Origin of the sequence: Chryseobacterium viscerum (assembly GCF_002899945.2) — a bacterium.
GTDB lineage: Bacteria > Bacteroidota > Bacteroidia > Flavobacteriales > Weeksellaceae > Chryseobacterium > Chryseobacterium viscerum.
Genome location: NZ_PPEG02000009.1, coordinates 297720 through 312007 on the forward strand (window position 1 = coordinate 297720; position 14288 = coordinate 312007).

Consider the following 14288-nt stretch of genomic DNA (forward strand, 5'->3'; position numbering starts at 1 on the left):
GATTGTATAGCGTTGTTACAATTTTTCACAAAGTTAAAAATACAAAATATGTATCAATTGGATAATATCATCTGATAATTTTTAAAAAATACAATAAAATGTTATCAAAGTGTTATTTCGTGTTGATAAATTTACTAACTTTATTCGGAATTTGAGAGGTTACCCCTAACATTGAGAGGGGTAAATGTAATTTTTAATTAAAAAACCAAAAAATATTAATGAGTAGTAGTAATATACAAGATGAATTTAAAGTCTTCAAAGACGAATTGAGAAAGTTAAATATCGAAGTACAGAAAGTTGTAAAAGTAGGAAACGGTAGTATGGATTTCCATGAGGTTTTCTACAAATCGCCGAGGTATGAAGAGGTAAAAAGTATATATGTTCAGCGTCATAATCTGGACAGTATGATTGAAAAATTTAAACAAGCCTATCATTAAAAAATAGAACATGCGCCACAGATTCCCTGTGGCGCATGTTTTTTATAAGAGTATAAGATATTAATCTTTATCCAGTGTTGAGGTCTTTTTGGTATCTTTCATTCCGATGTACACGACCAGAGAAAAAAGAATACATCCTGTAATGTACCAGTAAAAGTATTCTTCGGAACCAATCTTTTTAAACCAAAGAGCGATATATTCTGCTGTTCCCCCAAATACCGCTACTGTAACTGCATAAGGCAGTCCTACACCAAGTGCCCTGATTTCGGAAGGGAAAAGCTCAGCCTTTACTACAGCATTGATAGAAGTGTATCCGCTTACAATAATTAAAGCGGCCATAATCAGGAAAAATGCACCCCACATTGAAGTCGTTGTACTGAGTGCTGTAAGAAGTGGAACAGTACATAAAGTTCCCAGGATCCCAAAACCTAAAAGAAGAGGTCTTCTTCCGATCTTGTCGGACAATGCTCCAAATACGGGCTGAAGACAGGCAAATATAAATAATGAAATAAACGAGACCAAGGTAGATTCTTCCTTCGTAAGATGTACCGTATTCACCAGGAATTTCTGCATGTAAGTCGTATAGGTATAAAATGCCAGTGTTCCTCCTAAGGTTAATCCTATAACGGTAAGTAAGGCTTTCGGGTGTTTCATAAGTTCCTTCACAGTTCCTTTTTTCTTTTCATTCACCTCTTTTTTATTCTCAAAAGCTTCCGTTTCATGAAGATTAGCCCGAAGGTACAGTGCAATGATAGAAAGCATAGCTCCAATCACAAAAGGAATTCTCCATCCCCAATCTTCCAGTTGAGCTTCAGTCAGCAGTAATTTCTGTAAAATAAGCTGAATTCCCAAAGCGATAAGCTGTCCGCCAATCAGAGTGACATATTGAAAACTTGAATAAAATCCTCTTCTCTCCTGTGTGGCCATTTCACTGAGGTACGTTGCCGAAACACCGTATTCTCCGCCGACGCTAAGTCCCTGAAGCAATCTTGCAAGCAAAAGTAATAAGGGAGCCAAGATACCGATGGATTGATAAGTTGGGGTAAGCGCAATAAGCAGCGATCCGAAAGACATAAGCAGTACCGAAAGGGTCATCGCTTTCTTTCTTCCCACCTTATCTGCAATACTCCCGAACATCCATCCGCCGATAGGACGCATAAGAAAACCTACAGCAAATATTCCTGCGGTATTCATCAGTTGTGCATTAAGGTCAGAGTCCGGGAAAAAAGAATGTGAAAAATAAATGGCAAAGGCTGCATAGGCATACCAGTCATACCATTCGACAAGATTTCCGATAGATCCGCCTATAATGGCTTTGATTCTTTGAGCGGTGGTAATAGAGGTTGGGTTCATAGATATTATTTTCAGTCAGGTTTTCTAATAACGGCATCCAAGATACAAATTTCATAAAAAAATAAACCGCTCTGAAAAAGAACGGTTTGAGTATACTGGGGTTGTATATTTTAAAATCTATATCCTATAGAAAGTCCGCTTCTGAAACCAGCCCACGGTCCGTCCACTTTTATTCTGGCACCATTGGCATTGGTTTCTACCGAATACTTTACAAACGGAATATCCAGGTTTTCAATTTCCTTTTTAAGCTGAGCCTGCATATCAGGAGTCAGTACATAATCTGATGTCATAGTAAAATCACCTTTTCCGCTTCCATAGTGAGCTCCTGCGATCCAGAAATCCAGTACAAGATTCTGACTTCTGGTCAGAAAGAACTGAACTCCGACCATTAATCCTCCACTGTTTCCATTAGTGTCTCCCTGACCTTTAAGCGGGATTTGATAGGTAATTGCATTAGGACCATTGTAATCATAATAAAAATCAAAAGTATTGGAAGTAACACTTGAATATCTGTAATACGGTGCAAAATAAAATCCTTTTCCATAGCCCCTTCCAATGTAAAACCTTGGTTCTATGGTGAAATTCGTAGCTTTTACTCTAAGATTCTGGAATCTTTTCTCGTCTTCATCTTTCAGAAAGGCATTGATGAAAGGTACTTTTCCTTCCGGCATTGTTCCGAAACCGATGTTTAAGGAAAACCATTGGTTGATGGCCCGCTCATAAGACAGATTAATGTTTCTGAATGCATAAGCCGTGACATTGGTCTTGACGATATTCATCTTTTCTGCCGAACTGTTTTCAATTTCCTGAGCTTCCAACGCAGAAAACAGGAAGCACGGAATTAATATGAATGCTTTTTTCATGACTCTATATTTTGTGATGTAAAAAAATACCAGCAAAAAACGGGCTGAATTTAACATAATAATTAGAATTTAAAGAAAATTTATTGATAATTTTATTAGGTTATGGTTATAAATGTAATATACATCGGTGATTAATTGTCCTAATAGTATAATTCATCTTCAGACATGAAAAAAACTATTTATACCATATTCTTTCTTTGCGGAACTTTTATTTTTTCCCAGGAGAAAAAAAATGATACGGCTGATGCTTCAGCAACCAAAGAAATTCAGGAAGTTATTTTGAAATCACAACGTAAAAAACAGTTTGCCGATAAAGCGGTTTATACTTTTGATAAAGAAGCCTTGGAAAGAGCACGCTATGCAAAAGATCTGCTTCGTACACTTCCTGAATTACAGCTGGATCCGGTAGCCAATACAATTACCAGTACCAAAGGAGGAACTACACTATTTCTTATCAACGGAATTGAAGCTACAGATATGCAGATCCGAAGTGTTGCTCCAAGTGAAGTTGTCAAGGTAGAATATTATGATATTCCGCCTGCAAGATGGGCAACACGGGCAGATACTGTGGTCAATATTCTGACAAGATCTACGGAAACGGGGTATGTTTTCGGAGCGGATGTTTCTACTGCTCCCAATACCGGATTTGTGAATGGTTCTGCCTACGCCAATTATACCAAAGGAAAAAATAACTTCGGACTTGAATATTCCCTGAACCTGAGAGATTATAATGACAGAAGAGTAAATAGTGTTTATGATTATCAGCTGAACGGAAATCATTACCGTTCTGATGAAAACAGAACCGATCATTTTGGATATACATTCCAGAACGTTGCCTTGCGCTATACCAGGCTTGTTCCTGATAACTATGCTTTTCAGGCAAAACTGAATATGGATATTTTCAGCAGATTTTCAAAAGGAGTAGGGCAGAGTGTCTTTACAGAGGATAATCTGAAAGAAGAACACGCGATGTTTAAAAATAATAATTCAGATTATGTGATTCCCAAGCTGGACCTTTATTATTCTAAAAAGATAGGTGAAAAAGATGAGCTGAGCATTAATGTGGTGGGGTCTCATTATACCACCAATACTTCGGAAACAGCCAAAGAATGGGTGGTTGGGTCAGGACTTTCAGTATATGACAATGATATGGTTCTGAAAGCAAAACAGACGAGTCTGGTGGGAGAGCTGGCTCATACCCATGATTTCAAAGCCGGAAAACTTTCATCCGGATATCGTATTTCAAGATCGTCTATTTCCAATGACCTGAATAATCTTGCCGGATATTCTCAATACAATGTTACCTATCTGGAGCAGTATTTGTATACTGAATTTGCAGGAAAAGTAGATCAATTCAGTTACCGTATTGGAGCCGGACTTACCAATATTCACAACAAAAGTGCAGAAAATACTTTTGATGAATGGACCTTTACTCCCAAGGTTATTTTAGCATATCAGATTAAAGGAAATCAGAATCTTCGTTTTACAGCAAGTTATAATCCTGTAAGTCCATGGAGTAATGCTTTGAGTAGTAATGTTGTACAGCTGGCGCCTAATATTGTTCAAAGAGGAAATCCTTTTTTAGAATCTCAGCAGGTCTTTTCTAATAACCTGACGTATTCTTTTAATAATAAATATTTTGATTTTAATGCAGGCTTGTTTTACCGGTATACCAACAGGGTGATCAATCAATATTATGTTCAGGATGATGTATTGGGAGGCTACGCGCTGACGTATGAAAACGGGAAAAATGGACAGCGATATGGAGTACAACTGACGGGGTCTTATAAACCTTTCGGGAATAGCCTACTTGTTATAAAAGCAGTTATTACACCGACTTCTGAAACCGTGAGGACAAGTAAAGGGGCTTTGATCAAAAATGATTATTTAGGAAATTATTTTTCGCTTTCCTCAGAATATAAATCATTCTCTGTTCAATACCAGTTCAATATTCCCGTATATAATCTTAGTGGAGCCTTTCTTAATACCAACGAGAATCAGAATAATATTTTTATCAGCTATAAACACAAAAACTGGACATTTTCCACAGGAATGTACTGGATAGGAATGCCATCGGAATATAAAACGAAAAGTTTGCCGGAAAGTTTAGTAGACTATAAAGTTCATACCCAGATTATGAACAATAAATCAATGTTTGTGCTAGGGCTAAGTTATGATTTCTCAAAAGGTAAAAAAACAGAGATCCAGCGAAAGCTTAATAATGAAACTGCTCCTGCCGCTACTTTTTAAAAACAATTTTGAAAATAGGATGGAGGTGGGGAGCTGGAAGAGGGGAGTTCATATAGTGCAGACCATTACTGCAGATTATTATTTTGCTAGAAAAGAATAAAGACTGAGCTCTATTTGTTCTTAGGCTGAAATAGCTTCCATCCTCCAACCTCCAGCTTCCTTACCAAAAAAATCCCGTTCAACAGATTGAACGGGATTTTTTTTTATTTCTTAATGAATTTTGTGTTCTTTTTATCAGTTGTATTTTTTCCGCTGATCTCAATAAAATAAGAAGCTGGCGGAAGGTCTGAGATTTGTATGTTTCCTGATTTTACATCTGAAGTTTTAACCAGTTTTCCATCCAGGCTGTAAATATTTGCTTTTGAATAATGATCGGTATTTCCTTTAAAGCCAATAAAATCCTGTGCCGGGTTAGGATAAACGATTAAATTCTCCTTCTTTGCCGCATTGCTGATAGACAGGAATGTTTCGCTTAAAGCCTGAGCACTTGAAGTCGACTGGTTGATACTTAGCAATGGTACACTGATGTTTCCATTGGTAGCGCTCAATAATGCATATCTGTGAGAAGCGTCATAATAAGCATATGCTGTATTGGTAGCTGTTCCGATCGGGTTGGCGTAAATAACATCAAAAGATGCATATAAATTAAAGTTTTGGGTATACTTTACTCTAAGAACGTTACTGTATGTCTGATTTCCTACAATCAAGGTTCCGTATGCATCTGCCTGAGTTGAAAGGGTACCGCTGAACAATCCGTTGGCAACAGATGAAGTGAAGGTTCCTTTAGCAGTATCATTCTGAGCCGGTCCATAGGTTGTTGGATAATTATTATAAGTACCGTTATCAACATTGAAGTTTAAAGTAGCCTGTGGATTTACAATTCCTGTAATTTCCAGCTTAGTTGCAGATGCTTTATAATAAATAGTGTTTGTTCCATCTACCATTTTAATCGTAGAACCCGGAAATGTTGTGATTTCAGAAGAAGTAGGAGTAGAATAAGTAGTTTGTGAAGAAGTACCCATCGTAAGACTTCCATTTGAAAACGTAACATTAGCCCCTGTTGCAGAGTTGTTTACAGTTCCGTTTAATTGATTGTAGTTAACAATGTCTCCCGAAATAGGATCGTTGGCTGCTTTTGTCAGCGTAATCTGCGCAGAAAGCATGGCAGAAGTTCCCAGTAGAAAGAATATAGCTTTTTTCATAGTAATTTTTTTGTTAAAGTTAATTAAAAACACAATTCGAATTTTAATTTAACTTGTTTTTAGTTAAATATTTAAAGAAACCGCCGGATGATCATATCATCCGGCGGTTCTGTACGTTAAATAAATTTAAGTTTAGTTGCTCATCACCATTTTACGGTATGCATAAATATCTTCGATGGTCACGACGCACATCCCTTTTTTGAGGGCGAAGTCTACGATTTCCGGAAGTCTTGCCATAGAACCGTCTTCATTGGTAAGTTCACAAAGTACGGCATCATCACCCAGATTGGCCATTTTTACAAGATCTACACTGCCTTCGGTATGACCACGTCTTTCAAATACACCCCCTTCTCTGGCAATCAGAGGAAAAACGTGTCCCGGGCTCGCAATATGTTCTGCCTGGGCATCTCCTGCTACAGCGGTTCTGATCGTTGTTACACGGTCTTTAGCTGAAACCCCTGATTCCACGCCTTCTCTGGCCTCAATAGAAATAGTAAATGCAGTTTGATTTTTTGAATTGTTGTTTTCCACCATCGGACGAAGGTTGAGGTGGCGGCTTTTTTCCTCAGAAATGCATAAGCAGACGATACCGCTGCATTCGCGGATCAGAAGTGCCATGTCCTGTTCTGTAATTGTGGAAGCGGGAAAGATGATATCACCTTCGTTTTCGCGGTTTTCATCATCTACTAAAAGAATACCTTTTCCCTTTTGTAATGTTTGAAGTGCTTTTTCTACACGTTCTCTGGAGGTCGCTCCGAATTGTTCTAATAATTTTTCCATGTTATTTTACTTTTAAAAGTTAAAATAGTCTTCGGTACATGGAAATGAAATACGACACAGCAAGAGTCCATAAGGAATCTTATTGGTCATCTCATTTTCTTCTCCCATCCAGACTTTAACTGTCGGTTCCGGAATTTCACCAGATCAATCCTTTCCGAAGAAAGGAGTCGCGGACTGTAACCGCCGGTAGGGAATTTCACCCTGCCCCGAAGAAAACTTATACTAAGTTTTGTTGTATGTTGTAATTTAAATTTTTATTTCATTGAATTATATTTAACGCACAGACCGCTAATTTCGGGAAGTTTTTTGAATTGGAGAAGAGATTTATTATTAATTAGCTTACCTTATTTTTCTCTACAGGCACATTCATGATTTTCATTTAAATAGGCAATAGTTGCTTTGCACATTTTTTCTAAGGTGCTAATATTGATGTCAGAAAGCTTTTTGATGTAGATGCAGGCTTTTCCCATTTTAAATGTTCCAAAGTCATCTAATAAAAGCTTGCTTTCTTCAGTGGGGGAATACACATAGAGGGAAAACTCTGCTTTACGCGGTGAAAACGCAATGAGCGGCATATTGCCTTCATGTCCGCTTGTATATTTATAATGATAACTACCGAATCCTATAATGGTTGGTCCCCACATTTTAGGTTCAAATCCAGACCATTCGCTCATCAATTGTATTAATTGAAAGCTGTCTTCTTTTTTTTGCTCTTTTTCTACAAATGAATTAATGAAATCGGTTATGTTTACGTCTGTTTCGTTGGTTTTATTGGGTTTAGCCATAGTTATTCATATTCTTTTAAATAAGTTACCATTTTTTTCTCAATAAAGTCTGTGAATGAATTGGCAACTTTTATTGCTTTAGGAGGTTGGTTTTCATGGGCAAAAATATAAATGTGGTGATTCTCTAAATTGTACAGCAATTGATCTCCATCGCCATACAACCAAAATTCACCTAAGATCAAATACTGTTTTTTTTGAATTGTTTCATCAGCCAGCTCTGTAAAATCAATTTCTATTCCTTCTAATGTAAGCTTTGAAATATTTTGAAAAAAAATGGACATCTCATCTGTAAATTGTATAGAGAGTTCTTTTTCTTTGGCTTTGATCATATCGGGTTGTACACCCATCTCAATACAATCAGAATCACTGTATGATTTTGTGAGCTGTTTGAAAAATTTAGGATATATATTTTTTAAGTAACCAAACTTATCTTCAACGGCTTTCTGAAGCTGCTTTTCTTTTTGTTTTTCTTGTTGACAAAAATCTTCAAATTCCTTTTCCCATCCCTTTTGATAGAGAGCTGATAAATGAGGAGTTCTATTTTGGGATTTTAACCATTCAAAAGCTCCCAATTGTCCTATGTATAGGTTTCTGATGCCACTGAAGCTTTCTTTAGGTTTTATACTAAGAAAAGCTCTTCTGCCACAGATTTTTTCTATATCATCTTTATAGGCTTTAAACCATTCAGCCCACTCTTCAGCAGTGAGCTTCCCTTCTGATAGATCTGTAAATTGTTTAATAATCTCTTCCTGTGTCATGTCCTGCTTTCAAACTGTTTTTAGTACATTGTCTAAGATTGTATTGAATTCTTCAGGCTTTTCCAGCATAGGATAATGGCCGACTCCTTCAATGATTACATAATCATAGTTTTTTAGATATTTGCGGTTGGCTTCCAGATTCGTAGGAGATGCGTCAGAATTGATGGCTATTACAGGGACCTGAACCTGTTTTGCAATGGCATTGAAATCAGTTTTATATAAAGGTCTGAGTAGATTAATCGCCAGTTCAGGAGCATTCTGAAGAAATTCGTGCTGCAATTTTTCTTTTACATCAGCGGGAGTTTGCTCAACGAATAAATATTGTGGCAGAAAGTTTTCAATAGCATATTTAAAATCTTTCATGTACTGAGTAAATAAAATTTCTTCAGCCTGCTGTTCTGTAAAAGCTTCATCCAGATTTTTTAGGGTATCAACCAGAATTAAAGCTTTTACCTGTGGGATTTTTAATGAAGCCTCAAGTACGTAAGCTCCGGACATAGAATGTCCTACAAGAATAATTTCATTTGAATTGAGAGCATCAGCAACAGTTTTAATGTCATCCGCATATCCGGCACTTGTCCATTCCTGTCTTGAAGAATCAGATTTTCCGTGTCCGGCAAGATCCATCTGTACAATATGATATTGATTGCTGAAAAATTTCTGAGATTCGGTCCACCATTCGGTGTTGCCAAGCCATCCGTGAATGAAGATCAATGTTGTGTTTCCGTTTCCGGATTCTTTATAATGGATTTTCAGACCGTCTGAGGATATTGCGTATTTTTCCATGTAAAACTGTTGAATTGGTGTGTTATGTTGGTAAGCCTAATTTACAAAAAGACTCTTAAAGCTGAATCTATTATTTAATTTGAAAGAGGGAATGACTGCACGCTAATGTTTAGTTGAGTGCTGATGCAGTCATTTTTAGTCAGCTATTTACCATTTCCAGATCTGCGGCTCATCTTTCCATATCAGTAGTCTGAATTCTTCAAAATGTTTTCCGTTGCCAATGGTATGGGTATCTCTATGTCCTTTTCCTAATTTTAGTTTGTGCAGAATACCTGAGTGTGCAGCTACCCATAGTGTTTCTTCATCGTCAGAAAGGGCCATTCCGGTAATGGTAGAACCCAAAAAGTGTCTCCAAAGCTGTTTCCCATTTTTATCAAAAGCTTTGATGTAGCCATAAGCATCTCCCAGGATATAATAATCTTTTACAGCAACCCCTTCGTATACTCTCATTTCTTCATCAATGACTGTGAAGTCTTCACTTTCTGTATAGGCTTCAATATCTGCCCCTACATATTGATCAGCATTGATGCCAATAGTAATCCCATTGTAGAAATGACATGAATTGGTAATTAGCTGGCTGTCATCTTTTGCAAACAAGCAAAAATGAGGATAAGACGATTGGGGTCCTATAGCTCCCAACGTATTGCCTTCATGATCCAATATTCTATGATCGTACCCCTGGTCTCCGACTACGATATAAGCGTTGTCGTTGGATAATGCTGCATTTTCCATATCGATCTGAGAACTCCAGTCTTCTTCATCATCTTCATTGATAGGATGGATGAGTTTTTTCTCCCTGTTTGAAATCAGGAAAATCCCGTCTGAGGAAACGACAACGACTTTGCTTCCGTCATTGAAAGGGTATATATCAGTAATTCCAAAATCGGGGTTTTCATCCAATTCAAATTCATTGATGAGGTCTCCGTTCCAACCTTTGTATAAAGAAATTCTATGTGAATCTGCAATAGCAAAGACATCTCCCTGCTTGGATTTCCCGATAGCATGGATGTTTTCATCAAGTTTAGTGATCATTTCTTGATCAAGAAGATAAGCCTGCCTTTTTTCATAAGAACTGCCTGTCATGAAAACTATTTTTTCATCAGAAATAAAGTGTAGATGTTCAATATTCTGAGCTTTATTTTCAATTAATGGAATGATAGGGGTATGAGCAGGAGGAAAATGCACTCTGAAAACTTCTGTTTCTCCATTTTTATTGGCAGTTTTAAGTAATTCAAAAACTTCGTGGGCAATTTCTGATCTTTTGTCTTCAGGTTCTTTACCTTTCCAGTTTTCCCATCCGTTTTTTTCACCAAACTCAATCATTTCATTGATTTCTTTTGCATAGTGTTCTCCTTCCGAGAACCATTGTTTTTGGATTGTAGTGTTCTCCATTGAATTGTATTTTTATTGTGAACTTTTCTGGTTTAATTTTGTTAATGTCGTTCTAATATAAAAAATAAACACTGCATCATAGCAGTGTTTATTTTTATTTTTTTGATTTAATATTGAAAATTAGCGCTCCGTATGAATTTCCGGAAGTATCTTTTATCTCACATTTGAAGTAAATCAGGTTCTTCAAATACTTTTGGTGGAAAACTTCGGTCAGGAAAGTAATCCCTGTTGGAAGTGCATTTGAGGCATATCCTTCGAGGCTTTCTATTTCGTAGGATATTTCCCTATTGAGGAAGTTAAATATCTCCTTTAAAATACAATTGGCTATAAATGCAAAAGGGACAATGGGATAATTTTCAAAATGTCCCTTACACTGGTTGGAGGTAAAAGGTTCTGTTGAAATAGTAAAATGATGGGGAACTTCCGTATTGATTATTTTACTTTGAGGGAGGTTGCTATCATGATATTCCACCGGAACTGTAGTGTGCAGATCTTTATAAAAAAGCTCAAATGCTTCCTGAGCTACAATATAATAATCTAATTCACCGGTATATAGAAGTTCATCGGATTGGCTGTCTCCTATATGAATATAAGATTTCCCTTTTCTATCAGACTCAAGAATGCTTTCGTTGGTGATAGTAGCTGCCTGGGGTTCTTTGAAAGATAATTTTCTGATTCTCACTTTTTCTCCCAGGAAATAAATTTTCTCCCTGCTGCCATCATTGAGAAGCTTATAAAGACCAAGGCTTCCTAGCGAGAATAATAGTTTTACCAGATGAGAAAAATTTTCGTTTTCAAAATTCCAGTTTTTTATTTCTGTTTCAATCTTATGGTCTCTGAAAATAATGTTTTCAGGGATAATGATGTACGGTGCTGCTTCCCCAAGATAGGGAATGATGTTTTTTTGGATGTCGGTTGTTGTCATGTGAATGAGGGGTTATTAGGTTACTAAATTTATTTTTCATTTGTGGATAACTTTTTTTCTTGTGGGTAATCAGCTTATTTAAAATTTGAAATGTGTTTTATTTTTTATCTGATCAATTCTAATATTTTTTCGATTGAGTAGGAATGTTAAATTATTGTCTTTTGGTTTGTTTTTAAGTATATTTTTCTTTAAATCAGTGTTTTAATTTTGATTTAAAGAACTTATTTCTATTATTAGTGAATTGTTTTTCAAATGCAATTTACAAAAAACAATTCAAAAATAATGATGAATCAATGTTCATCATTATGAAAATGAGGTAAAAAAAAGGTGGATAACTTATCCACAAAACTTATCCACATGATTTTATATTGTGGAAATCCTGCAAAAACCGATATGTATTGTAAGTTTTTAAATATAAGTTGATTATAACCAATATCTGAAGCAATTGGAAAAGTTATCCATACTTTATCCACAAGAGGTAATGAACGTTTGAAAAGTTATCCACATATTTTAATAATAGGTGGATAGACAGCTGTTTTGAGTTTAAGTATTCATTAAATCAATTGATTATAGTCTATGGATGAAGTTGATTTTTTTATAATGATGATAGTATTGTGGATAACTATAAGCTTTCGATATATTTTTCATAGCCACTTTTTTCCAAGAGGTCTTTTGGAATCATGTTATAAACATCTTTCCATGAGTCTGAGCCGTGTTTTTCTACATATTTTTCAATAATTCTGAATCCAAGCCAATAGTTTATAGATTTCGGAGCTTCCGGAAATAATTTAAGTTGGTCATTTCGAAGTAAGGGATTATTACCGGATGTATCGGAAAAATAGGGTTTTAGTTTTGTGAAAATTTCTTTTTCATTTTTAATATACCAAGCCCAGTTTTCCTGAGTCATATTTTCAACAGCTTCATTTTTTCCTATTTTCCTGTCAAAAAATAAATACGCAAAATAGCAGGCAAAACCTTCATCGATGGTTTGGCTCAAAGCAGATTCTCCATCCGGATCAGCTTTTCGGAAATGTTCATATACGAGGTGGTTCAGTTCATGAGGAAGACCTTTTTCAAGCGTATAAATAATGTCTAGACCTTTATTGTTGAGCTCTAATGCAAATTGCTCATCATTACAGCCGCCAAAAGCAATTCCTGTCAAAGGAGTGAAAAGTAGGCTTATTTTAGCTTTTGGCTGAAAAGGAACCAATGTTCTGAATTTTGTGAGTGTTTTCTTAAATGTTTTTTCAACATTAATACCTAAAAGAAGATGGGTTTTTTCTTCAAACTGTTTTTTATTGTCTCTGTACAATGTTTTATTCCAGGAGATCATGCCCTTTGGATTGTTGAAAAGACGGCCATTTTCTTCACCAAAGATCACCCCATAGCAACTGTCCCAAAGTTTTTTATGGGGTAGATAAACATTATTAACAATCCTTGCAGAGTCATATTTATTGTTTTTATGAGCAAGAAGCTGATGTTTAAATAAATTAAGGATTACAATATTCTCAATTTTTATACTGTCGGGAATCTGCTCTATTTTTTTCAAATCGATGCTTTGAGCAGTCAATGGCCGTGTTGAGAATAATAGAAAAGTAATAGGTAATAAAAACAGAAGGCTTCTTTTCATTTGGAATAGGTTGTGTTTCTTACTATTTTATACTAGAGTTTGAGAGGAGGTGCCAAACTTATCCACAAAATTAAGGTTCCTATTGCTGGTCTTTATAAATATTCCAAAAATTAAAATCAGTCATGGGAGCATCTGTTATCCCGACATTTCTTCCCATAGTTACAATCTGTCCTCTGTGATATGTTCCGTGAAGAATGGCGTGCTGGATGTATTCATATTTGGAAAAATCACATTGAAACCATTGAGATTCTATCTTCACATTTTTTGAAAGATCTTCTTCAGACAGGCTTTCTACATAATCTACCAGCTTTTGTGAATTGTTTTTTATAGCATTAAAAATATCTTCTTTACTGGTGGTTTCTGTGGTTTTAGTAAAATCAAAATCATTGCTTTCAGAAATTTGGCTCCACCAGTATTCCTGGCTCTGCCAGATATGGTGTAAGGTTTTTAAAATAGTAGGAAAACTTGAAATTGTTTCCTGGTTAAGTTGCTCGTCAGACTTTGTGGATAACCAGTCGATGTATTTGTTGACTACCCAATTGTTGTACTGCGCACTTTTGCTGACTAATGTTTTTAAGCTCATATTATTACGATTTAGTGGTTTGCATGGAAAATATTATAATCCGAAATGCCGGTTTTTATCTGTGTTTTCAGGATTGATGAGTGCTTTGTTGCTATAGGTGGCGGCTTCAAAATCACTGATGTTTACAGAAAGGAAGGAAATATCAGTCAATAGCTCGGCAAGGCGGATACTGATTTCACTTGAAAGATGGGCTTTTTGTTCTGTGGTACGTCCTTCCATAATGTATCCGAACACATGCAGAAAGTTTTTCTTATGGGTCCCCAATCGGTAATATTGATAAGGCTGAAGCCTTACTTTGATGTCATTGGGAGCAAACAGACCTGTTTCATCAGCCACTTCATATACAGCATTCATTAACTCATCAGGTGATTTCAGCTGAAGAATATCCTGTGAACAATCTATAATAAAATGAGGCATAGATTATATTTTGTAGTTTGATTTTGTGTCACATAAAAGTAATAAAAAATATCAACTGAAATTCAAAATAAAAACCGCCCTGTTTTCAGAACGGTTAGATAATGTATATTTTTTACTTTACAGACGT

General features: G+C 36.0%; 14 protein-coding genes and 1 riboswitch. Of the genes, 2 read left to right on the forward strand and 12 right to left on the reverse strand.

Features of this window, described 5'->3' with window-relative positions; all coding sequences use genetic code 11:
* Positions 1-218 precede the first annotated feature (218 nt).
* On the forward strand, positions 219-437 hold the full coding sequence (locus tag C1634_RS20980) for a hypothetical protein (RefSeq protein ID WP_103231921.1): 219 nt from the start codon (positions 219-221) through the stop codon (positions 435-437).
* Between the two features lie 60 nt (positions 438-497).
* On the opposite strand, the gene C1634_RS20985 is transcribed toward C1634_RS20980, so the two are convergent.
* Positions 498-1790, reverse strand: a complete 1293-nt coding sequence (locus C1634_RS20985) for an MFS transporter (RefSeq protein WP_103231922.1) — start codon at positions 1788-1790, stop codon at positions 498-500.
* A 110-nt stretch (positions 1791-1900) separates the two neighbouring features.
* Positions 1901-2653, reverse strand: a complete 753-nt coding sequence (locus C1634_RS20990) for a DUF3575 domain-containing protein (RefSeq protein ID WP_228410127.1) — start codon at positions 2651-2653, stop codon at positions 1901-1903.
* Positions 2654-2818: 165 nt separating this feature from the next.
* On the opposite strand from C1634_RS20990, the gene C1634_RS20995 reads away from it, so the two are divergent.
* Positions 2819-4903 (forward strand): TonB-dependent receptor domain-containing protein, encoded by a 2085-nt coding sequence (locus C1634_RS20995; protein WP_103231923.1) that lies wholly within the window; start codon positions 2819-2821, stop codon positions 4901-4903.
* A 203-nt stretch (positions 4904-5106) separates the two neighbouring features.
* Here C1634_RS20995 and C1634_RS21000 read toward each other — a convergent pair whose 3' ends face one another.
* The 10 genes from C1634_RS21000 to C1634_RS21045 form a co-directional block, all read right to left on the reverse strand.
* Positions 5107-6105, reverse strand: a complete 999-nt coding sequence (locus C1634_RS21000) for a T9SS type A sorting domain-containing protein (RefSeq protein WP_103231924.1) — start codon at positions 6103-6105, stop codon at positions 5107-5109.
* A gap of 132 nt (positions 6106-6237) precedes the next feature.
* Positions 6238-6885, reverse strand: a complete 648-nt coding sequence (gene ribB / locus C1634_RS21005) for a 3,4-dihydroxy-2-butanone-4-phosphate synthase (protein ID WP_103231925.1) — start codon at positions 6883-6885, stop codon at positions 6238-6240.
* Positions 6886-6977: 92 nt separating this feature from the next.
* Positions 6978-7103: riboswitch (FMN riboswitch) on the reverse strand.
* A gap of 126 nt (positions 7104-7229) precedes the next feature.
* Positions 7230-7670, reverse strand: coding sequence for a DUF1801 domain-containing protein (locus C1634_RS21010; RefSeq protein ID WP_103231926.1), 441 nt, complete (start codon positions 7668-7670; stop codon positions 7230-7232).
* Between the two features lie 2 nt (positions 7671-7672).
* Complete coding sequence (locus C1634_RS21015; RefSeq protein WP_123921538.1) at positions 7673-8242, reverse strand: SMI1/KNR4 family protein; 570 nt, start codon at positions 8240-8242, stop codon at positions 7673-7675.
* Between the two features lie 195 nt (positions 8243-8437).
* A complete protein-coding gene (locus C1634_RS21020; RefSeq protein WP_109739078.1) occupies positions 8438-9214 on the reverse strand; it encodes an alpha/beta fold hydrolase in 777 nt (258 codons plus the stop codon).
* A gap of 147 nt (positions 9215-9361) precedes the next feature.
* Positions 9362-10606 carry a hypothetical protein gene (locus C1634_RS21025; RefSeq protein ID WP_109739079.1) on the reverse strand — a complete coding sequence of 415 codons (1245 nt, stop codon included), beginning with the start codon at positions 10604-10606 and terminating at the stop codon, positions 9362-9364.
* Between the two features lie 94 nt (positions 10607-10700).
* A complete protein-coding gene (locus C1634_RS21030; protein WP_109739080.1) occupies positions 10701-11531 on the reverse strand; it encodes a hypothetical protein in 831 nt (276 codons plus the stop codon).
* A 622-nt stretch (positions 11532-12153) separates the two neighbouring features.
* Positions 12154-13161, reverse strand: coding sequence for a gliding motility protein GldB-related protein (locus C1634_RS21035; protein WP_109739081.1), 1008 nt, complete (start codon positions 13159-13161; stop codon positions 12154-12156).
* Between the two features lie 79 nt (positions 13162-13240).
* A complete protein-coding gene (locus tag C1634_RS21040; protein WP_103232609.1) occupies positions 13241-13744 on the reverse strand; it encodes a DinB family protein in 504 nt (167 codons plus the stop codon).
* A 33-nt stretch (positions 13745-13777) separates the two neighbouring features.
* Positions 13778-14161 (reverse strand): 5-carboxymethyl-2-hydroxymuconate Delta-isomerase, encoded by a 384-nt coding sequence (locus tag C1634_RS21045; RefSeq protein WP_103232608.1) that lies wholly within the window; start codon positions 14159-14161, stop codon positions 13778-13780.
* Between the last annotated feature and the right edge of the window lie 127 nt (positions 14162-14288).